Here is a 22,467-nt window from a genome sequence, read left to right on the forward strand (position 1 = left end):
GTTGTTAGTTATCGTTAGTTTTTCTAACTTCCATTATCTACAACCAAACCTAACTTACCATGTCTACTCCTAAAAAGTACCTTGATCACACGTATTCTTATCTTGCTTTGCGCAAAACCGTTGGATGGATAGGTGTCTTATTACCATTTATACTGCTTATTGGAACGCATGTTTTGGATGGTAATTCATGGGAATCTATCAGCCATTATTATTATTCTACCATGGGCCGTGTTTTTATTGGTGCTTTGTGTGCTGTAGCTCTTTTTATGTTTTTCTATACTGGATTTGACTGGAGAGATGATTGGGCAGGCAATTGCGCTGGAGTCTTTGCTATTGGTGTGGCATGGTTTCCCACAACAAAGGTTGGGGATATTGACGCGATAGGTTGGGTTCATTATGCCTGTGCGGCTTCATTGTTTCTCACTTTTGCTATTTTCTCTTTGGTGCTCTTTACCAAGACCAAGGATGATGATGATTCAAACAGAACGCCTGAAAAGAAGTCACGAGATCGGATTTATAGATTTTGTGGGTGGGCCATTATTTTTTGTATCGTTAGTATCCCATTATTTAGTATGCTCTGGCCAGAGTCGGATTTCGAATATACTTTCTGGGCAGAAACAGCTGCTTTAATTGCCTTTGGTTTTTCTTGGTTGACAAAAGGCGGGGCAATTTTGGCTGATAGTCATAAATCTTGATACTATGTATGTTAAATTATTGATTATTCTTTTGGTAATTTCATCGGCATGTAGTCAACAATACTTTGACCGACCTCAGCCGATTAATGCACGAAATATATATGCATTTCCAGAGCCATTTCAAGGAGTTTGGACGGATGGGCAAGATTCATTGATAGTGGCTAAGTATTTTTTTGCCAACATAGAATATAGTACGTTGTCCTTGCCCTATACTAAAAGAGATACAACCGCATATGCTTTATTTATTGGGGATAAAGTATATCCGTATGATTCTATTAGGCAACAGATCTTAGGAGTTGGTACCACGTTTGAGATTAAGAATGATTCTATTTATTATGAAATCAGAGAAATTTTAGAAGTCCAACTTGGAAGGAAGGCATTTCTTCGACAAGTGGGGGATCAGTTTGTGCTCAATGTGAAAGGTGACAATGACTGGTGGGAATTATTTTTGATGGGAGTGACAGAACAACAAAAAGTAGTAGTCACTTATCCAAACATAGACGCCATGATTGAACAAGACATTAATCCTATTCTTTCTAACAATGAAGAAGATTATTTCGAAGTCCAATGGACGACTAATGAATTTAGCCGACTGATAGCTAACAATATCTTTTCAGATACACTTCTTTTCGTTGATCAACAAAATTAACTACCGGGGTGGTAACTCAGGGTAAGGGATTAGGGATTCTATGACCAGTGCTACACCATCTTTTGTGAGAAGAATTAAAGTAATAATAATAGCACTGGAAATAATCGCAACACCAATATTGTTGTTTTTCATTTCCACGAACTCATCGATGGGTGTTAGTTTTGAATAAATCATAATACCCATCAAACTTATGGCTAGTCCGGCAGAATAAGCAATTAGGATATAAAGTCCACCTCTAAATAAAAAAGAGAGAAATAGCTGGGTACTGCTTTCTTCAGAATTAGATAACAATCTAAAGGAAGAAACAATAGGTTCGATGGTGCCACTTACCATCAAGCCCATGCCAAATAGTACACTGGCTATGAAAATGCTATAGGCTAAGTTGTTATGTCCAATATTGAACCTTTTCTTTCCATACCATTTGAGGATTTTGTAGGTCGTAGATAAAATGACCAGCCCCATACTGATAGCTGAGAGAATTTCTATGATACCTAAAAAGAATACGTTAGAGTTCATGTTTTAAAGCTATATCCCAATATTTTTTGTTATCCATTCCAGGTGGAATGATTCCGGGTTCCCAGCCCGTTGCCGTGGTCTCCCAAAAGTAGTATTTTTCGCCTGCAATGGATAGAAACTCTCCAGCTGCTGGAATATTCAATGCAAGCATAGAATGCCTGTATTCTTTGCTGATTAGAATGACAGGATCATAATTAAAGTGTCTGAGCAATGTATATATCAATACAGTTCGGGAATCACAATCTCCTTTTAGCGTATATAAGAATTCGACTGGGGATGTTAGGCCATAGCGTTGGTTGCTATAGCAGGGGTGATCCTTATGTTCGTTTGTACAGGGACCAGATACAATATATTGGTAAGGGATATCCTGAACCATTTTTACGACGGCATGGGCAAAGGACGAATAGTCTAATGAATCTGATTCTGATAATAGACTTAAAGAATCTATTACTTGTTCTAGATAAACTTGATCGGATTCGGCTAATTGCCTGTAGACTTTACCCCAGAATTGCGGGTAGGAGTGTGCCTTTGGATCGGATAGATCGTTTTTGAATTGTGAGGATTTTTCGTGCTGCTGATTTCCTATTTCATAGGACAAGCAATAGTCCATCTGGTATTTTCGATCTTCCCAAGCACGTTGATGCTGAATCTTCTGATTACTTGTGTAGCTGATTTCTTCACAGGATGTAAGAGCAAAATTGGATGTTTCTTTCCACAGGGATATAATCACTGATTTATTGATAAACAGTATCACAAGCACCCATATCAGAAGTTTCCATCCTTTCACAGTGCCAATGATAATACAGTGATAATTAATTCAAAATATAAGGTCGGGTTTTTGATTCAAAATGACGAGAAATAAGGCAAGGGATAAAAAAGGCTTTGATCCTGGTCGGACCAAAGCCTCAATTTTTACTGTGTCAGGAGAATTAACTCAATTTGAATGTTACAGGCAGTATCATACGTACTTTTACTGGCTTGCCATCCACCTGACCTGGGGCCCATTTTGCAGCAGATTTCATGACTCGTACAGCCTCAGCATCACAGCCGGCACCAATGCCTTTGATAGATTTTACTTCAGTGAGTTGTCCAGTTTCGTCTACTATGAATTGGATGAACACTTTGCCTTCTATGCCCTCTTTTCTGGCCTGTGTAGGGTATTCCATATGCTCAGCGACCCATTGATAAAACTCAGTCATACCGCCGCTGGGATCGGGTAGGACTTCCACTTGGTCATATACTCCCTCCAGACCTTCTGCTTTTTTTACGGTCGATGTTTGAACTTGTGCGATGGCTTTTGCTGCTTCTGGATCATTCATTTCACTGAGCTGTTCTACAGCATCTTCGCATCCAAAGGTCAGTACTAACCCTAATGCTAAGACGAAAGGGATTATTTGTTTGATTTTCATAGTTTGATTGTTTTGTTGATTTATCATTTTAATTCTATTTAGTGTCGACGAGGTGTGAAAGGTGTGTGCCAATTCATAGCCTTGTGATCGGATGGTATGTGCCGCCAGGGTTTGAATATAGGACTCCCTATTCGCGTTTTGGATCGCTTGGGCATCTGCTAGATATTCATGATTGATTCGTGCTAATTTCTTGATGATATATACAAACGGGTTGATCCATAGCAGGGCAGTAATCAATTCAAAGAATAGAATATCTAAGGAGTGCCATTCCTTGGCATGTACTTTCTCATGGCTGAGTATGACGTTTTGCTCATCGGTGGAAAGTTGACTGCCTAAAAAAACAGTATCGAGAAAAGTATAGGCTTCAGCACTGTCTGTAACGATTCGTAGACGTAACTGATCTTTCTTTTGTGATTGATGCCTGTTCAATAATAGCGTTGTGGTCCTTCCAATCAATTTGGCCAGTAGAATGGTTGAAGCAGAAATGTATATCCAAGGTAAGTAGGAGAGGAAATTCAACCCTTGGGAGGTAGAGTTAGCCCCCATGGCTACTGGATCTAGAAAAATTGTACCTGCTACGAAAGAAGATGGTAAGCTTTCAAAGCTAAAGGAGATCAATGGAATGATTAATGAAAGGCCAACGCTACCTAATAAATAGAAGCGATTGAATTTGAAAGACTTCTCTCGTTGGAGTGCTATGAGATAGAATAAGCTAAATACACCTAGTGCAATGCTTGATTCAAACAGATAGTTGGGTATACTATTTATCATGGCCAGGTTTAGTGTCTTTTTTTGCTAATTCAACTAACTCATTTAATTCATTCACATCCAAATTGTTCTCTTCAGCGAAGAAGGATACCAAATTCTTAAAGGAACCTCCAAAGTAGCCATCCATAAAGTTGGACAAGTAGAACTTAGAGTAGTCTTTTTTAGCTACGATGGGGAAGTATTCATAAGTTTTACCGTAGGCCTTGTGATTCACAAATTCCTTGGTTTCGAGAATTCTTACAATGGTTGAAACCGTATTGTAAGCTGGCTTAGGGTCTGGAAGCTTGGCAATGATATCGTGCACTACTCCACGTTCTATCTGCCAGAGTACTTTCATTACTTGTTCTTCTGCTTTTGTGAGTTCTTTCATCATATTCTAATTTCTTCACAATCTTATAACTATATAATTAGTTATACAACTAAAAAGATAATTATTTAACTAAAGTATTGGTTTTAGTCCTGTAGGAGGTGTAAACAGGCTTAAAAATATTTATTTCAGTAATGCAATTGAATTGCAAGTAAGCTATCTTTGCATACATGGAAACAAAGGGACGTAAGGAAATACTTAAAAGACACGGATTGCGGGTTACGGACTGTCGCTTGGATGTGTTGGATCTGTTTATCAACAGGAAGCAGGCACTTTCACAAAGGGATTTGGAAGAGGAATTGACTGCCTACGATCGCGTAACGCTCTATCGAACGCTTCATAGTTTTATTGATAGTGGTGTTCTGCATAAAATCCCCAGTGACAGCGGCATTGCATCCTATGGAATTTGTTTCGATACCTGTAGCCCCGACGAACATCATCATGACCACCTCCATTTCAAATGTAATTCATGTGGTCAATTGGAATGCATTGAGGAGTCTATAGCATTGCCCAATATCCACCTTCCACAAGATTATAAGATGGGTGCAGTAGACGTTATAGTCAATGGCGTTTGTGGAACTTGTAACGCGGGGTAAGATCATGAAATATGTTTTTGGGTTGATTGTAGGGCTGATGATCCAAACAGCTGGCTGGTCTCAGGTGCAGTTGACTGGAGTGGTGTATGATACGGAAAATAAGGAACCATTGCCTGGAGCGATTGTGAGCATCCATGAACTGGACGTCACTAAAGTCACGGATATCGATGGGAAGTTTTTGTTTGAAGGTATCCGTCCGGCTACTTACCACTTGCATATTAGCTACATGGGATTTAAAGCTCGCACTATGGTCAAAAGTGTGAGACAGAATGAAAACCTGACCATATATCTCGAGAGTACGACTTTGGAATTGAGCGAGATTGTCGTTGAATCTAATCACTATAAAACCGGACCGAAAGAGCAAACGCTGGCCATGGAGATATTGGATGCGGAGTTTTTGGCAAAAAATAGAAAAGGAACATTCGTTAATTCCTTAGAAGATATTCCAGGTATCAGCGCAATCAATACCGGGGTAGGTATTTCCAAGCCTGTGATCAGAGGGATGAGTTTCAATCGTGTGATAGTAAACGACAAAGGAGTGAAACAAGAAGGCCAACAATGGGGAACTGACCATGGACTGGAAATTGACATGTTCGAACCGGGAAGGGTGGAGGTGATCAAAGGGCCAGGCTCGTTGATGTATGGATCCGATGGTTTGGGAGGAGTTATAAATATTTTCCCACCGGCAATACCGCAAGACAAGGAAATAGAAGGCTCCATACAAGGAATATACAAATCTAACAACCACCTATTTGGTACATCTACGGTGGTACAAGGCAAAAAGAATGATTGGGTGTACCGTGGAAGATTTAGTACGCAAGATTTTGGTGATTATAAAGTGCCAGCTGACCAATTTACCTACAATGGATATACCCTTCCTATTTACAATGAACGCCTAAAAAATACTGCAGGTAAGGAAAGAAACTTCACCTTGATGTCGGGGATCAAAAAGAATTGGGGGTATTCTACACTCACGGTGAGCAATTTCAATCAAAGAGCTGGGTTGTTTGTAGGTGCCGTAGGAATCCCAAGGTCTTATCAATTGGAGCATGATGGTTCGTATCGAAATATCGATATCCCTTATCAGAAAACTAATCACTTGAAGGTGGCTTCTAATTCTAATATACTGATTGGCAAGCGGTGGCTTGAAATGGATTGGGGCTATCAACGAAACCAGCGGGAAGAGCACTCTGACCCAACTGCTCACGGTCAGGAAGAAGGGCCGGACGGTACGTTGGAGCATGGCTTGGACCTGCAGACTCTAAGTGTCAATTCTCGTTATTTCTGGCAAGCTTCTGAATCACATACTAGAATAATTGGTCTTCAGGGACAGTACCAGTGGCACGACTGGGACGGTTTTGCTTTTTTATTGCCTGAGTTCAGAAGTAGCAATTTTGGATTGTTTTTGTATGAAGAATATAGCTGGGCCAAACGCTTCACTGCTACTGGGGGGATGAGAGTAGACTATGCCATCAGAGATATCACTGATTATAGTGAGTCCGACGGCACGGATTTTTTTCAGTACAATGAAGATATTAATCGAACGTATTTTAATGTTTCCGGAGCACTGGGTTTGTCCTATTATCCAAGCGAACAGCTCAATCTGAAAACGAACCTGGGCACCAGCTATCGCGTTCCGTCGCCTAATGAACTCTCTATTAATGGATTGCATCATGGTACGTTCAGGTATGAACTGGGAGATAGCAATTTGACTACTGAGCGAGGGGTGCAGTTTGACTTTAGTTTAAGTTATCAAGAAAGAGATTTTAGCTTAGTTGTTACTCCTTTTACTTCTTATTTCAAGGACTTTATCTACCTCGCAGCCACGACTCAGTTTTCATCGGGCTTCAATCCTTTTTTGCCTGCTGAAAGTGGTCAGATTTATCAGTATCGACAGAATGATGCGTTCTTTGCAGGTACAGAAATTGCCATGGAGTATCACCCAATTGAAGCTTTGCACTGGAGAGCAGCTTATGAATTTGTCTACAATTACAATCTGGATACTAAACTGCCACTACCGTTTACACCTCCTGGATCGCTCTATACTGAGTTGGAATATGGCTTTGAAATAAATCATTCTTTCTTTGAAGACATACATTTGGGAACCAATGTCAAATGGGTGTTTGACCAAAATCGAGTGGATAGAAATGAGAACACCACGCCTGGTTATTGGTTGCTAGGGATGAATGTAGGCATGGGACTCCGATTAGGCGAAAATACGATAGGTCAACTGGCGTTTTCAGCGCAAAATTTATTGGACAAAAAGTATTTCAACCATTTGAGCCGGTATCGTTTGCTCAACTTACCCGAGCAGGGCAGAAACTTTGTGATTTCCTTTCAAATACCTTTTGCAATTAAGTAACATTAGTATTAATATTGCAATATTGTTGCATTATAAAATACTCAAATGAAAAAGATGAAAATTTGGCTGATGGCCATTTTAATTGTGCCTGCGTTGTTTTCTTGTGAAGATGATAATGATGTAGTAGATACAACAGCTCCTGTTATTACTTTAGAAGACCCTGTTAGTGGAGAGTCTATTGCAGCTGGGAGCACCATGGAAGTACATGGAGACCTGGAAGATGATGTGGATTTGGCTACTTATAGTATTACAATACATGATAATTTTGATGGGCATGCACATGGCAGAACTTTAGAAAAATTCAATTTTAGCGAAAGCTATGAGACAGAAGGTACAGATGTACATATGCATCAGGAAATTGAAATTCCAGCAACTGCCACTGCCGGACCTTATCACTTCATCGTGCAAGCTATTGATGCAGCTGGAAATGCTACATCATTTCAAGATGATTCTAATGTTGAAATTGAAATATGGATTACGAGTGAAGATGCCCCTCATATTCATTTTACTGATGACAGTGACATAGAAATTGAAGAACTAGAAGGCGTAGTGGGTGAAGCTCTAGCCATTTATGGCGAGGTAGAAAGTGAGTCTGGAAAATTAGATCATGTTCAAGTTGTAGTTGGTCATATGGAAGAAGAAAGTGATCATGAAGGACATGACCATGGCCGTGTGCTCGAAGATGAAATCTTTGAAGAAGAATATGAAGTAGAGGGAGAGACATCTGTTATGTTGCAGGACTTGTTGGCAAACGAATCTATCGTTGTAAGTCAATCTGATCTGGACGAATTAGAAGAAGGAGAGCATTTGTATTTGATCGTTCGCGCGACAGATGAAGATGGAAACATCAGCCGAAATGCTATAGAAATTCATTTTGATTAAATGATCGTTTTTATACGGTTAGGTTAAAAAAGAGGGCTCATAGCCCTCTTTTTTTTAGATCGTAATCTCAATGGCATTTCCTTCAGGATCGGCAACTACACTTTCATAGTAGCCATCACCTGTAGTTCTGGGTTCTCCAAGTACGGTATAGCCGTCTTCTCTCAAATGATTAGTTAGTTCGTCTACATGTTGTCTATTGCCAACTGAAAAAGCTAAGTGCGCCAGACCATTGAATTTATATCCTTCCTCAATTTTTGGCAAATATTCAGGGTTGTGCATTAATTCGATGCGGGTCTTTCGATGATCAAATCGAAGGAAGTAAGACGAGAAATTTTTAGAAGGATTTTCATATCTATTTCCCTTTTCTGCTTGAAAGTATTTTGAATAAAACGCACTCATTATTTCCAAATCCTTTACCCATATGGCCACATGCTCAATTTTTGTTTTAGGTTGGCGAGGCCCATTGTGCTTCAATTTTAAAACTAGTAAAGCCATTTGTAAGGTGAATACAATGGTATTGGTCAGGATAATAGGTATATCGAATATGAGAACACCATAGGTCAACCAACAGCTAGACGAACATACGAAAATGATCAATGTCCACAGTGAAAGATCTTCCACAGAACGGGTTTTCAATGATTGCCAAACTTGAGGAACAAAGCTAGAAATCGTAAGTGCTACAGCAGCATAACCAAAAAGCGGTGAAATATCTATCATGAAATCAATAAGAATGATGTGACGCAAATCTGACATAAGAATTTATATTTCATTCTCTTATTGTAAAATATATGACCAAATGCTGTCTGATTTCCTTATTTTCGATCCCATGGATCGAAGAAGTTTTGTCAAAAAATCAGCAGTGGCCTCTGCGGCTACTATGCTGACCTTAAATGCAGCAAATGCTGAAACCAATGAGGGGCTATCATTAATTAAACCCAAAGCGCTCAAAAAAGGAGATACAATTGGGCTAATCACCCCGGCGAGTGCCGTGACCAGGCAAGCCTTTGAAAAGGCGGTGGCGAATCTGGAGAACTTGGGCTTTGAAGTGCAGTACACGGACAATATGAGTGTGCGCAAAGGCTTTTTAGCCGGCACCGATCAGCAGCGACTCAACGATCTACACCAAATGTTCGAAGATCCAAACATAGATGGGATCGTCTGCGCCCGAGGTGGCTATGGTTCCGGTCGGCTGTTGCCCGATATCAATTATGATCTAATCAAAGCCAACCCGAAAGTAATGATCGGCTATAGTGACATCACCGCTTTGCTGTATGGTATTCACCAAAAGACAGGATTGGTTTGTTTTCATGGCCCTGTTGGGGCTTCAGAATATTCAGAATTTACCGAAAAGGGATTTGAGCAGGTACTGATGAAAGGCAAAGCACCAAAGATTGAAAGACCTAAGGCGTGGGAGGAAAATAAGGATCCTGCGTTTCAATATTTGCCTATGGTTAGTGGAGTGGCTCAAGGTGCCCTGGTTGGCGGCAACCTCAGTCTCATGTGTTCCATGATGGGCACACCTTATGATATTGATTTTAGGGACAAAATTGTATGCATAGAAGAAATAGGGGAGTCACCCTATCGTGTGGATCGCATGCTGACGCAGCTGCTTAATTCCGGCAAGCTGGCGAATGCCAGGGGTATAGCCATGGGTGTATTCCGAGGTTGTGAAACAAAACCCACCGATCCTGATTTTGCGTTGTCCACCAGTCTTGAAAATGTCTTGAAAGACAGGTTTGGCAATTTTAAGATACCTGTAAGTTATGGTTTGCCTATTGGCCATATCGATGACAATGCTACATTGCCTTTTGGTGTACAGGCCGAGTTGGATGTCGAAAAAGGGAGTTTGAAGTTGTTGGAGAGTGGGGTACATTGATTCGATCAAGTGGTCATTGCGAATGTAGCACAGCGGAATATGATATTCCCCTTATGTATAATGCTTAGGTTCTCCTTGCTTAAATTCTAAGTCCACGGGCCTGACGGGTTTAATTATATGCCATATAATACCCGTAATCAACCAATTTTTTGAAATATTGTTGCTTTTACACAGGATGGTTTTCATCAAAAGTGCTTCTATTGCAAATGAGTTTACCTATTACCTGAAAAGGTAATAATGAATACCTTGATAGCGGTCAATAAATAGACGTATGGGTTTTATACACTTGCTTGGTTCATTCTTACAACAAACAATAGCTCATGCGAACTATGAAAAAACAAACTAATTACCTTCTTGTAACCGTATTTTCAATATTTGTAGGAAGCCAAGTTACAGAAGGCGCACTACTGGTGCCATATTGGCAATCCATGTCCTCGAGTGATTTTTACGACTACTATCAGACATTTGGCCCGACGATCAATCGTTTTTATACCATTCTGACAATTATCGCGCTTTTGATTCCTATTGGGATATCCATTTACTTTTATAAAACCCAATCTCCAGGATTCCGCTTTGCCATGGTTTCCACTGTGCTGGCTATTTTGTTTGTTTCCTGTTTTTATATCTACTTCAAATCCACAAATCAAGCCTTCTTTCAGTCTGCCTTCAGCGAAATAGAATTAAAAAATGAATTGGTCACCTGGGCCAATTGGCATTGGGGCAGGATCGTCATAGAATGTTTGTCTTTGCTGTTTTTGATCTTGGCCATTGCTAAAAAGGATTCTTCAGGTTCCTAAAGAATTTTAACTCATGGATTCAGTAACTCAAATCGTATTAGGGGCGGCCGTAGGCGAAGCGGTATTAGGAATAAAGGTAGGCAACAAAGCCATGCTCTATGGTGCCATCGCCGGAACCATACCGGACCTGGATGTACTGGCTTCGCATGTTACGGATACGGTTACTGCACTGGCCGTTCATCGTGGGTTCACGCACTCCATAGTGTTTTCTGTGGTTTTCGCACCCGTTTTTGGGTGGCTGTTGTCTCGCTATGAAAAGCTAAAGGATTACAAAAGCTGGTCTTGGCTATTCTTCTGGGCGTTTATCACTCACCCCATCCTCGATGCACACACCACCTGGGGCACTCAGCTGTTTTGGCCTTTCGATTTGAGACTGGCATTCAAAACCATCTTCGTAATCGATCCTCTGTACACCTTGCCTTTCTTGGTGTTTTTGATTTTAGCAATGATTCAAAAACGAACGAATCCTAAGCGCCAGTTTTACAATCGGATGGGACTGTATGTGAGCTCGGGTTACCTGCTGCTTACTTTTCTACTGAAGGGGTTGGCCTATAGGCAGTTTGAAGTAGCACTAGAGGCGCAGCACATTGACTACGCCGAATTAGACACCAGACCATCTCCCATGAATACGATCCTGTGGAGTGCCAATGTAGAAACGGAAGACGCTTATCTGTTGGCAAACTATTCCTTACTTGACTCACAGCCGATCACCTTTGAATCCTATCCAAAAAATCATCAGCTATTAGGGGAATTGATAGACGAAGCACCCGTTCAGCGAATGATTGCCATCTCCGAAGGGTGGTACATCATCAGTCAAAAAGAAGGACAGTTATATTTCAATGATTTACGATTTGGTCTCTTAAGTCTACAGCCTCAAGCGCAAGATTTCGTATTTAGTTATCGCATCGAAGTAGCCAAGTCTGGTCAGGTCACATTTACCGAAGTGCCTAAAAGTAAACGGGATGGCAAAAAACTACTGGCTGAATTGTGGAAGCGAATGAAAGGGAATTAAAACCATTTCATTATCTCATTTTTCTCATAAAAAAAAGATGTCTACCGAAAATTGAACGGGTTCTTCCTTCTAATTCAAATGTGGTTTGTTCCCATTGCAAGGCTAGTTCAAGTGATTCTGCATCTACGGCATTCACGGTGACTTCAAGATCTCCATCTAAAATCATTACACTCCCGGTGTTGTCCTTAAATTCCCAAGTACCGGAGCTCGCCCAGATGGGTTCGCCATTTTCGCTGGTATAAGTTCCATCGGAAAAATCAATGCTGAAATCAAGATACGTGGCTGACTCGTCTACACCATCAACCAACACCACCGGGTCCCCCCAAGGCGATTCAGTTAATTTTTGCTTGGTTATTTCCTCTTTCGAAAGTTCTTCATCAGTACAAGATACACTACAGATTAGCAGGGTGGCTATCAATAAATATGTTTTGAAAATATTAGTCATAGGTTATTTTTTTAAAAATTTGACTTGCTGAAAATGCTGACCTTGAGACATTTGAACCATATACAGGCCGGGGGCAAAGTCATGTATGGTTAAAGACAATACCAGGCCTCCATTACTTCTTATTGCTTGCCTAAGTTTACCTGTTCCATCCAGAATATTAATCTGTACTTCTGAACTGGTATCAAATCCGTTGAGAGCTATGGACAAGACCTCATCAACCGGATTAGGGAATAATTGAACCTCTTTTTGCATGGGTTTGTTTGGTGGGGTCTCGGTAACTATGAAAGATTTGGCCTCAGACAATTCACTCATACAATCATCTACAGCATATAAAACTTGAAAAACGCCTCTTGCATCAACAATTAAGGATGAAGAAGTAGCTCCAGAGATGGGTTCACTGTTGAAATACCATTGGTTTCCGGATGTTGCACTGGAGGTAAGTACCGGAGCTGTGATGTCGGATAGGTCAGTTGATATGGTCGGCGCAAGAGGGTTGATGCATATGGATTGTTCTACGGGCTCGGCTGCCAGGTAATTGTTACTACCTGGTTGGCTAGCTGTAATTGTCAACCTTCCTGGAGCGAGTATAGTTACAATATCGCCATCAATGGTGATTTTATCCGATGGAGAGCTAAATGCCAATGTAAGATTTGACGTGGAAGAACCCGATAGATTAAAATCTGAACCACCTTCTAGCTGATCTGATGTCTGGTCAAAAGTAATTGTTTGTTCAGCTTTTTTCACCGTTAATTGGCGTGCTACAGCGGCTGCCGGTTCGTAGTCTTCATTGCCTGGTTGACTGGCAGTGATCGTGGTTGTACCGGCACCTACGATAGTGACTGTCTTCCCGGATATACTGGCTACAGTGGGGTCTTCGCTTGTGAATACTACTTCGAGGGAAGAGGTCGCATTGGCCTCAAGTGAAAATGGCTCCTTGCCAAAAGTCACTGACTCTAATTCATTAAATGTTATGGTTTGTAATACACTTACACTCAGTTGCTGCATTACGTCTGTGGCTGCAGAAAAGTTCTGGTTACCCGCCTGTGAAGCGGTAATCGTTGTGATACCTGGTCCCACCAAATGGACTACTCCATTGGTGATGGTGGCTACAGCCAAATTGCTGCTGTTGTATGTGACATTAAGACTTGAAGTTGAGGTGGCAGTCAAATTAAAATCTGGGTCACTAAGGTATTTGGTAGGCAATTCGGCGAACATAATCTCCTGACTCGCTTGCTCAATGGATAGTGTTCCAGTGTTGATGTCCTGAACTATAGTGTAGTTATTGTCTAACCCTCCAGAAATTAAAATGTCGTAGTCGCCCACAGAGGTTGTAGCATCTGTGAGTGTGTAGGCTACTGGTAATTCTTCCAGATCATCTTCATCATCGTCATTGATATAACCAGTGTAGGCTAATTCAAACTCAGGATCATCTTCTCCATAGATTCTACTGGCATCTTGACCTTTTACGTGGAGCTCTTTCTTATCTATCGTCAAAATACCTTTTGTTTCTTCAAGGATAATATTGTAATTCTCGTCGCTACCACCCGATAGATTGATGTCATATTCACCCACCGAACTTAATTCGTCCGCGCTTGTGGATATCAGCGGAGGTACGGCAATAGATGCGGCATCATCATCATTTACAAATGAAGTGTAGGATATTGTAAATGTTGGGTTAGCTTCTCCATAAATTTTACTTGTGCTATTCGCTTTGGCCATCAGGTCACGTTTATTGACGGTCAGCTTTTGTATTACATCATCGGCTGCGGAATAAATACCACCTCCAATTTGAGAAGCAGTAATGTTGGTTTCTCCTACACCGACAATAGTTACAGTCTGATTTACCACCGTGGCCACAGCTTCATTGCTACTGACATAGGTTACTGCTAAATTGGAAGAGGCCGTGGCTGTTAGATTGAAGTTGGCGTCGCCATAGTTTTTTTCATCGAGCGGCAAAAAAGTAATGATTTGAGATTGAGGAATTCCTTCACCGAACAAATCAATTTCAAATGTAGCTTCATCGTCATCGTCAGAAAGGATGGTCACCTTGGCGTTCCTGGCGCCTAATGCTTGAGGTGAAAATGAGATAGAGAACGTTGTGGCTGCACCCGGGTGTATTTTGTCAGCAGTTTGTGATTGGTTTAGCGTAAAATCAGCGGCATGGGTCCCTGAAATCGAAATATCACTAATTAATAAGTTGGCATTTCCGGAATTTTTTATGGCAAACCCAACACCACCTTCGTTGGACAATGTCTCAACCGTTCCATAATCGTAACTGTCTGAGGTTTGTAGCTCGTCATAGGTTCTCAATATTGTTATTTCTGGTATCTTAGGTTCGGGAGTGTATTTGTAAAGCTCCCTTCCTTTGGTTTTGTTTACCACATTTATCAAAGCCTCATCTCCACTGATAATATCCATGGTATACGCTTCATCATCTGAAACACCAAAAGTACCTGCTACTGTCCCATCGGTTCGCCAAGTTCTCCAAGCGAAGTTAGGTTCACCTACAAAATAGGCCACATTGTTGCCTACAATTAGTGATTGCATATATCTGACTCCTAAATGTGTGATTTCAACCGTACCGTCTGTTGTGCCGTCTGTCGTCCATAGATAATTCTGACCATTTGGTTTGTTGATTACAAAATACAATTGCCCTCCTAATTCCATATACAAGTCAGGTCCGGAGGCGGTGCCACCGGGTACGATATCCTTGACTAAAGCGGTACCATCGGATGTTCCATCTGTTACCCACAATTCCTGCCCTTTACCTGGAGAATTGGCACCGAAGTATAATTTACCATCCTTAACTGCATGTCGGTGTGAAAAGAATGAACCAGAAGAACCTGGATAAATATCCTTGACCAGAACAGTACCTGCATCAGTGCCATCACTCTTCCATAATTCAGTACCATTGACGCCATCGTCGGCATAGAAAAATAATGTATTGCCAATGGCTGAAAACAGTCTGAAACTATAAACACTTCCAGTACTTGGGTTAATATTTTTAACGAGCTGAGTTCCCTCTTCCGTACCATCACTTTTCCAAAGTTCCGTGCCATTTACGCCATCATTGTCGGTAAAGAAAAGAGTTCCGTTGACATTGGTCAGATTATTTGGCGAAGAATTCGTGCCTGTAGCATCTATGTCTTTCACTTTTACAGTGCCAGGAATTGTGCCATCACTTTTCCATAGTTCATTGCCATTAGTTGGGTCATACCTGGCGAAGAATATAGAACCTGACGCGCCTGCCATGCTATATCCAATACCCCCATTTATCAATTCGTAAGTGCCGGACTCGGTACCATCGGATCGCCAAAGGTCATTGTTACAATGAAAATATAAGAGCCCGTTGAATTCAGTAAACTGATTGAAGGAAGACGAACTAGCGCCAGGGGAAATGTCTTTAATCATGGTGGTACCGATTGTTGTTCCATCAGTGATCCATAGTTCATTGCCATTGACTCCATCATCAGCGGTGAAAATAACGTTGGATCCCACTCTCTTGTGAAAACCTGTCAAAGAACCTTCGCTGGGTTCTAATATGTCTTTGATGATCTGAGTGCCACCTTCAGTGCCATCAGATATCCAAAGCTCATAGCCCGAATCGTCGACTTGTGCCGAGAATACTACTGAACTACCAGATGCAAGAAATGAAGAAGGATAAGAGTTATCGTTGCCTGGATTGATATCTTTTACCTGAACCGTACCTCCCTCTGTTCCATCGCTCTTCCACAATTCAATACCAGCTCCTGATACCGATGCCGAAAAGTAAACGATACCATCGGCTGCAGCGACTTGTTGCACATTTGAAGTACCAGGACCAGCTACGATGTCTTTGACCAAAACAGTTCCGGCTTCCGTGCCGTCACTTTTCCATAGTTCACTGCCGTGGGCAGAGGTATGGATTCGCATATACAAGGTACCGTTTGATACCACAAATTTATCTGGATAGGAACTATTGGCTTCTGGTTCGACGTCTTTGACCAGAACGGTGCCGGCAGTGGTACCGTCACTTTTCCAAAGCTCGTTACCATGGGTGCCATCATTGGCATAAAAATACAATACATCGTTCATCGGGGTGAAGAAATTTGGAGAAGAAGAGGTGGATGGATTGATATTTAGGATTAGTTCTGTCCCTTCTGGAGTACCATCAGTTTTATAGAGCTCGTAATCATTGGAACTATCAGATGCCGTGAAAATGAGTTGACCATTTACCACGGTTAAATGATTAGGATTACCTCCACTAGATCCCGGTACCATTTCCATGAGCATGTGCGTTCCTGCTGCTGTTCCATCTGAATACCAAAGTTCATTTCCAGTGGATGGCAAATAGACTGTAAAAAAAATCTTATTGTCGTAAAAGACGAATTGAGATGGACTCGCGCTGTTAGATCCTGGATTGATGTCTTTGACCAATTGAGTTCCCGATTCAGTACCATCAGACTCCCACAGTTCATTCCCTTGTGCTCCATTGTTGGCAGTGAAATAAAATTTTCCGTTCATTTCTATAAATGACTTGGCATCGCCACAGTAATCACAATATACAGGCCCATTCGCGATACCGGGGTTGATATCTTTCACCAATGTGGTTCCATCAGTAGTTCCGTCCATTTTCCACAATTCCACACCATAGATGCCGTCATTGGCTAAAAAGTATACCTCACCACCAAATTCAAAGAATCCTTTTGGGTCGGATGGAGCTGGGCCAGGGTTAATGTCCTTGACCAAGACTGTTCCATTAGGAGTCTTGTCCGTTTTCCAAAGCTCTCTCCCTTCAGAGCCGATCGCTGTAAAATAAATCCACCCACCAGATTCAAAGAATTTCATAGGACTACTCGAAATATCGGCGATTGAGTAAGGTGTAGTGTTTGGTGTTTGATTGATGTCTTTTAACAAAGAGAGCTGAGCCGATGCCAAGAATGGCGTGTGAAAGTAGAGAATCAATAACCCCATGATCACCTTCAATGCTCGATTGGAGAATGGTTTGTGCTTATCTACTTTCCTCAAGTTTATAATTGCTGCTGTTGCTGAGAATACCTGTGCTTTTTTCATTTTCATTTTGATTTCATCATCTGACCATAGGCGAATAACACTGAAATGACCGCACCTGCTGAAGTTTTGGTAAGTTCTGCTTTGAGTGGATCGATTAATGGTGCTTTTGGTGGTTAATCCAATTCAACCATTAGATGTACTGTAGATCTACTGAAGTTACTAGTAGCAGAATCATTAAATGATTGATTCTTTATGAATGGAGTGAAAAACTTTGTGAATTACACTAAATAGTTTACGAACCATTTTTTGAATTGATACTTGCTACAGCCTCATTTTTCAGAATACTTTGGGAAAATAAACCTAGGCTGTGATCTCAGTGGTGAACGGATAAACTGCTAAAATTCAGCTTTTTACTGCACTTAAATCCAAACTGCTTCGGCGGGTCGTCGCTTCGCTTAAACAGTGGATTTGTATTGGGTAGGTCGGCTTTCATTCATTTTAGTTTTTCTCAACTCATAATTAGAAAAGAAATAAAAGGCTGTCTGAGACCATCAATCAAGTAGTGTTTCATTTATCAATTGATTTGGGCGAGTTTCTTTTATTCCCTGATTTTGAGTTGAGAAAAGCGTTAAGAAATGAATGCCTTGACTTCTTTGATTCGTTTCTTCATCAAAGATGAAATGAACGGAAAGCTTCGGTTAGGAAAATTATATGTTGATCATCAAAGTTTTCTATTCCCATTTTAATCAATGAGGTTGAAAGAAAAGAGTTTGCATCATTGCAGTAGATTTAATCCGTCACAACCTCGCCTCCTCTATACACATGATTCTTGTCTTTAAACAAAAAGCCATCTTCATCCTTAGGACCGAATGTCTCCAGATCAACCCCTTCCAACACTTTGCCATCGAAATATACCTGGTTTTTGTCTTTGGTGTACGCTGGATAATCATACACATAAAAAGTCTCTACATCTGCTCCTTCCATGGGGTGGTCTGAATAATAAATGTAGTTTTTGTCGGCAGCATAATAAGTGTCCTTCCAAAGCTTGAAAGTAGCCCTATCTGCCATAGGCATGAGCTTGTTGTCATGATATACCTTGTCATCTACCAGCAAGTAATCATGCTTCAAGACTTTGATGGTTTCAAGATCCTTCACAGGTATCTTGATCAAGGCGTCGTCCATGTCTTCGATCCAATTCTTAAACGAATAGATATAGTCCTTGTCCGCGACGTAGTGGTCGTCTATCACCCGCGCACTAGCGACATCTATGGGAGAAGAAATAATCTCATGTTGCTTGTGCAAGAAGACTTCGTTTTTGTCTTTGCTGCATACGTTATTGAGCACTTCGAAGGACGCATAGTCCACTGCTATGGGTCGGTAGTTGTAAAAGTACATTTGATCATCCTTGCTCCAGTCATAATCAATCAGTTCAAAGGTGGCAGGGTTGGCACCTTCTATCCTGAGCATGGTTTCTTTGGGCATGGGTTGGTCGGACATTCGCCCGTGAGCAATTTCTTGCGGAACATAGACATGAGCCTTATCAAAGCCCAGGTAGTCGTCGACATGAAAGGTAGCATGGTCGACCTGAGCGGTGATGTCCTCGTCTTTGTAATACACTTTGTCCTTGTCTTTGGCATAATCTCGCCCAAGTACTTGAAAGGAAGCCACATCAGCATTCATCTTGGTATTGCCCAGCTCAAACCAGTTGCCCATGGGGCTGTACTGGACCGCACTTTTGTCACGATTGTAGTAGTAGTTGTCCGAAAGAGCCTCATCGACCGGTCCTGAAAAAGGTCTGCAGGCTACAAACAGCAGCAATCCGGCGATGACTACAGTGATGATAACTCCAATGCTAAAGGTTGACATATGTGGTTGATTTATTGTGATGGGTATGTATTTGACTAGAGCGTCAAATTTATAGAAAGGGATGGCTTCAAGTAGCCTTCTTATTCGTTTTTTTCACTCACCTTAGAGTTAGTGGAGAGATGCCGTATGAAGTGAAAAGTCACAAGTTACGCTTCGCTAAACTTGCGCCAGTGGGGGCACCGTTTTATTTTTTAGGAAACTCAATGAGTCCACCAAGTTGTTCAAATATTGCATTTCTACATTTCAACTTGTAACCATCATCTTTTTGTTCGATAATTCGTCTGCATGCATCAAACAATGAGCTGGTCTTTATTAACCCAATCTTTTCCCGTTCTGCACCTGTAATACATTTAGTAGTGAAACCCGAACCTCTTTTGTCAGGTTCAGTAAACCTTTTAGGATTTCCAAAAAGTAATCCAAAGGCTTTTTCTTCGATTTCTTCTCTTTCAAAATCTTCACTAAGAGCATCAAGAAGTTGTCTAAACTTCCCAATATCAATATCCTTTTTATCCTTTCCTTCGCATTCCCCAATGTATCTTATGTTTTCAGGGCCAATGATAACTTGATCAAGCTCAAGAGTTCCATCATCATAATTTTCGGCCTCAAACCCTAGAATTTTTAAGGCCTTAATCACTGCCTGTTCTAGTGGTTTACCAGTTTCATACAATAAGTCTTTAAGACTTTCTTGTTCTTCTAATTCCTTTTGAAGCTTCTGGTTAGATTTCTCAAGGATCTTAATCTTCTCATTGTTATTGTTTATTTGCTTTTTAGTTTTTTCTGCCTGTTTTAATGCGAAAGATTTATTTTCAACCCAAGTCGGTTTTGGAGTCTTTTCTTCTTCTTTTCTTAAGGATTTCTCGATCTTAATCAGCGATTGAATAAATCTTTTGCCAACTTGCAATCCTTTCGAATTCCATTCTTCTTCGAATTCCTCGTTATTCTTTGTTAAGGAATCGGAATTGAAGTCTAAATGAGGTAAGTAGATTATTAACCCATTTTCAACATTGCTATAAGCACCAAGGACTTTGTCTTTGTTTCTTGTTGAGAACAATGGATTTAATCCTTCTTGTTCGATATATGCTTCGTAATTTATAAATTCCTTAAAGTCATTGAAAAAGGGTGTGAATACCGAATTTTCTACATTTATCAATTTTCCCGAAGCATTGGATACTTTAAGGTTGAATGGGATAAATGAATAATTGGAATGCGGTCTGACATGAAATGTGGTTCTTTGACTTTTACCTGTACCACTAAAGCTTTTCTCCCCACTATAAATAAAAAAGTCCCTTTTTTCTTTAAGAATTACAAATAGTGTTTTACCACTCTTAAGGAAGCTATTAAGTTCTTTATGCCAATGTTTTGTTTGATCAATTATTCTTGAAGAAGAAGATTTATTGTACAAACTCTTTCCTTCGTAATCATCATGGTCATAGTTGTAATATGTGTCCTCCATGTTCGGAGAGAAAATAATAATGTCATGATCTGAGAGAGAGGTCGTATCATCAAATCTGATATAATCATCATCTTCACTTGGGATTTCAAAACCTACTCCCGCAATATTTTTCATTTAGCTCTAAAATTTTCGATGGTGCACAACATGCGGCTAACACAATGTGTGTTATCCATATTATGTTTTTGATCATTTGATTTTGCTTAAAATCATAGCTCAATCCAAATAAAAAGAACGGTTAAGCCTTTTTTTAAAGTTTATTTTTATTTCTCAGAATGGCTGCGGTTAGGCTAGCGTATTCATCACCTGCAATAAAAAAAACAGGCATCGACTGGCTGCTGACCAGACCGATGCCCAAAGTAGTAAATGTGTAGCAATAAGGCAAGCGAATGATTCGCCCTATGCAGCAACTTTTTTCCAAACAAAAAAGTCTTTGAGGTACTCCTGATAGACATACCCCCATGGAATAACCAACAGATCGATCACAATGCCTGGAGCCATCGACCAAAACCAGGATTCGTAGTTGTCGTCGAGCAGGCCGGCGTTTTTGGCGGGTAAGTAGGTGCCTATGACCCACGCCGATTTGTACACCAGCTGGATCAAGAGGAGGGGAATAAATTTTAAGGGAAACCGAATCCCCAAAAGACATAAAAATGCGAAGGCCGCATAAAAACTTATCGTAACGCCGGACATGGGGTCTGGCACTTGGCTAGGAGAAAATACGGCCACCCAATGGTCAGGCCCTAAACCTACCAGAATCAGTAAGAATAGTACGCGCATGATGTGTTGTCTCCATTTGGGGGGTGTGAGGTTAGTCGTCATAATTTTTGAGTTTTTATGAATAGGATAAATTGAAAACTAAAGCCCAGATGCACATGCCCCCAAATAGGTTGCATCAAGTTTTCAATTTTTTGGATTGTACAAATTCATGAAAGACAACTTGTCCCAATAGCCACGCTGAAACTTGATCTTGTCGTCAATGATATGGAAGAAGCCGCAGCCGCGCAGTCCCATAGGGTCTTTCCATTCGAGGATGGCCCAGTCGCCATCTTCAAACAAGTTTTCAGGAATGCAGGTCATTTCGGCCGCCTGAAACTCTGCGGCAAACATGGCCTGAATGGCTTCCTTACCTTCTACAGGTTCGTTGGCTACCTGATGATTGACTGCATCCAGATGATAGAGCTCAGCTAGTTGCTCTGCATTTCCTTGGTTGAATAGATCGATCCACTGATTGATTAATTCTTTAGGTCTCATGTCACAGCTTTTGATTTGATGAATACTATAAAGCTATGAGATAAATATTGAATCTCAGCTTAGTTGTTCGCCAGGGTCAATTGATTTTGTTGGTCGATCAACTTCCAGATGGCTTTGTTATAGTCTTTTTGTGAGATGCCAGTTAGTTTTTCCAGTGCGGCATAGTAGTTGGTGTTTCCTTTTTCGAAAGGACCACAGTTGAGAAAATCCCACACGCCGTCAAAACCTTTTTCATTTTCTATTTGCTGGACGATGAGGGCATTGACTACATAATCGGCCATCAGATGTTCGGCTCGGGTGGCTGCGAAGTTCAGAGGTTCTTCTTTGAGTGAAGTCCAATCTGTTTTCTTGTTGCTGGCTACTTTTTCGTAGAACTGATCAAATATTTCTTCCCAGCTTAAGCCCCAGCTGCCGCCGTACAGATAGGCACAAGCTTCGTCTATGGGTTTGTTTACTTTTCTTCTGGAGATTTTCAGGCTCAGGCGATCGTGCCAAAGGTCGTGTTCATCCAGATGATCGAAAGTAGCGTTG

The 22,467-nt window shown here is 40.9% G+C and carries 20 protein-coding genes; 8 read left to right on the forward strand and 12 right to left on the reverse strand.

Annotation, left to right across the window (positions count from 1 at the left end; translation table 11 throughout):
• Nucleotides 1-59 precede the first annotated feature (59 nt).
• Nucleotides 60-695: a DUF998 domain-containing protein gene (locus ACOQO5_RS19750; protein WP_420583409.1), complete on the forward strand. Its 636-nt coding sequence runs from the start codon at nt 60-62 to the stop codon at nt 693-695.
• Between the two features lie 4 nt (nt 696-699).
• The gene (locus ACOQO5_RS19755; protein ID WP_420583410.1) at nt 700-1,344 is read left to right on the forward strand and encodes a hypothetical protein; all 645 of its coding nucleotides are present in this window, start codon (nt 700-702) and stop codon (nt 1,342-1,344) included.
• Here ACOQO5_RS19755 and ACOQO5_RS19760 read toward each other — a convergent pair whose 3' ends face one another.
• From ACOQO5_RS19760 to ACOQO5_RS19775, 4 genes are all read right to left on the reverse strand, one after another.
• Nucleotides 1,345-1,860, reverse strand: coding sequence for a hypothetical protein (locus ACOQO5_RS19760; RefSeq protein WP_420583411.1), 516 nt, complete (start codon nt 1,858-1,860; stop codon nt 1,345-1,347).
• Complete coding sequence (locus tag ACOQO5_RS19765; protein ID WP_420583412.1) at nt 1,850-2,647, reverse strand: hypothetical protein; 798 nt, start codon at nt 2,645-2,647, stop codon at nt 1,850-1,852. Before ACOQO5_RS19765 ends, ACOQO5_RS19760 begins: the two co-directional genes overlap by 11 nt.
• Nucleotides 2,648-2,789: 142 nt before the next feature.
• Nucleotides 2,790-4,040, reverse strand: coding sequence for a M56 family metallopeptidase (locus ACOQO5_RS19770; protein ID WP_420583413.1), 1,251 nt, complete (start codon nt 4,038-4,040; stop codon nt 2,790-2,792).
• Nucleotides 4,030-4,407, reverse strand: coding sequence for a BlaI/MecI/CopY family transcriptional regulator (locus ACOQO5_RS19775; protein WP_420583441.1), 378 nt, complete (start codon nt 4,405-4,407; stop codon nt 4,030-4,032). Before ACOQO5_RS19775 ends, ACOQO5_RS19770 begins: the two co-directional genes overlap by 11 nt.
• Nucleotides 4,408-4,574: 167 nt before the next feature.
• Here ACOQO5_RS19775 and ACOQO5_RS19780 point away from each other — a divergent pair, with 167 nt between their 5' ends.
• Genes ACOQO5_RS19780 through ACOQO5_RS19790 form a run of 3 tightly spaced genes read left to right on the forward strand, consistent with a single transcriptional unit; the run spans nt 4,575 to nt 8,244 of the window.
• The gene (locus ACOQO5_RS19780) at nt 4,575-5,000 is read left to right on the forward strand and encodes a Fur family transcriptional regulator (RefSeq protein ID WP_420583414.1); all 426 of its coding nucleotides are present in this window, start codon (nt 4,575-4,577) and stop codon (nt 4,998-5,000) included.
• Between the two features lie 4 nt (nt 5,001-5,004).
• A complete protein-coding gene (locus ACOQO5_RS19785) occupies nt 5,005-7,362 on the forward strand; it encodes a TonB-dependent receptor (RefSeq protein ID WP_420583415.1) in 2,358 nt (785 codons plus the stop codon).
• Between the two features lie 45 nt (nt 7,363-7,407).
• On the forward strand, nt 7,408-8,244 hold the full coding sequence (locus ACOQO5_RS19790; protein ID WP_420583416.1) for a DUF4625 domain-containing protein: 837 nt from the start codon (nt 7,408-7,410) through the stop codon (nt 8,242-8,244).
• Between the two features lie 54 nt (nt 8,245-8,298).
• Here the strand turns inward: ACOQO5_RS19790 and ACOQO5_RS19795 are convergent, their stop codons facing one another.
• Entirely contained in the window at nt 8,299-8,997 is a 699-nt protein-coding gene (locus ACOQO5_RS19795) for a SemiSWEET family transporter (protein ID WP_420583417.1), read from the reverse strand.
• A 73-nt stretch (nt 8,998-9,070) separates the two neighbouring features.
• Here ACOQO5_RS19795 and ACOQO5_RS19800 point away from each other — a divergent pair, with 73 nt between their 5' ends.
• The 3 genes from ACOQO5_RS19800 to ACOQO5_RS19810 all read left to right on the forward strand — a co-directional run bounded on the left by ACOQO5_RS19800 (nt 9,071) and on the right by ACOQO5_RS19810 (nt 11,929).
• Nucleotides 9,071-10,120, forward strand: a complete 1,050-nt coding sequence (locus ACOQO5_RS19800) for a S66 peptidase family protein (RefSeq protein ID WP_420583418.1) — start codon at nt 9,071-9,073, stop codon at nt 10,118-10,120.
• A 329-nt stretch (nt 10,121-10,449) separates the two neighbouring features.
• Entirely contained in the window at nt 10,450-10,917 is a 468-nt protein-coding gene (locus ACOQO5_RS19805) for a hypothetical protein (protein WP_420583419.1), read from the forward strand.
• Between the two features lie 13 nt (nt 10,918-10,930).
• Complete coding sequence (locus ACOQO5_RS19810; RefSeq protein WP_420583420.1) at nt 10,931-11,929, forward strand: metal-dependent hydrolase; 999 nt, start codon at nt 10,931-10,933, stop codon at nt 11,927-11,929.
• 10 nt (nt 11,930-11,939) lie between these two features.
• Here ACOQO5_RS19810 and ACOQO5_RS19815 read toward each other — a convergent pair whose 3' ends face one another.
• The 7 genes from ACOQO5_RS19815 to ACOQO5_RS19845 all read right to left on the reverse strand — a co-directional run.
• The gene (locus tag ACOQO5_RS19815; RefSeq protein WP_420583421.1) at nt 11,940-12,374 is read right to left on the reverse strand and encodes a hypothetical protein; all 435 of its coding nucleotides are present in this window, start codon (nt 12,372-12,374) and stop codon (nt 11,940-11,942) included.
• 3 nt (nt 12,375-12,377) lie between these two features.
• The gene (locus ACOQO5_RS19820) at nt 12,378-17,426 is read right to left on the reverse strand and encodes an ELWxxDGT repeat protein (protein WP_420583422.1); all 5,049 of its coding nucleotides are present in this window, start codon (nt 17,424-17,426) and stop codon (nt 12,378-12,380) included.
• Nucleotides 17,427-18,155: 729 nt separating this feature from the next.
• Nucleotides 18,156-19,232 (reverse strand): DKNYY domain-containing protein, encoded by a 1,077-nt coding sequence (locus ACOQO5_RS19825; RefSeq protein ID WP_420583423.1) that lies wholly within the window; start codon nt 19,230-19,232, stop codon nt 18,156-18,158.
• A 184-nt stretch (nt 19,233-19,416) separates the two neighbouring features.
• Entirely contained in the window at nt 19,417-20,799 is a 1,383-nt protein-coding gene (locus ACOQO5_RS19830; RefSeq protein ID WP_420583424.1) for a hypothetical protein, read from the reverse strand.
• 282 nt (nt 20,800-21,081) lie between these two features.
• The gene (locus ACOQO5_RS19835) at nt 21,082-21,504 is read right to left on the reverse strand and encodes a hypothetical protein (protein ID WP_420583425.1); all 423 of its coding nucleotides are present in this window, start codon (nt 21,502-21,504) and stop codon (nt 21,082-21,084) included.
• Nucleotides 21,505-21,585: 81 nt separating this feature from the next.
• On the reverse strand, nt 21,586-21,936 hold the full coding sequence (locus ACOQO5_RS19840) for a nuclear transport factor 2 family protein (RefSeq protein ID WP_420583426.1): 351 nt from the start codon (nt 21,934-21,936) through the stop codon (nt 21,586-21,588).
• A 59-nt stretch (nt 21,937-21,995) separates the two neighbouring features.
• A partial coding sequence (locus tag ACOQO5_RS19845) for a hypothetical protein (protein ID WP_420583427.1) occupies nt 21,996-22,467 on the reverse strand: 472 nt, incomplete at its 5' end.

The organism is Reichenbachiella sp., assembly GCF_965223055.1.
In the GTDB taxonomy this organism is placed as follows: Bacteria; Bacteroidota; Bacteroidia; order Cytophagales; family Cyclobacteriaceae; genus Reichenbachiella.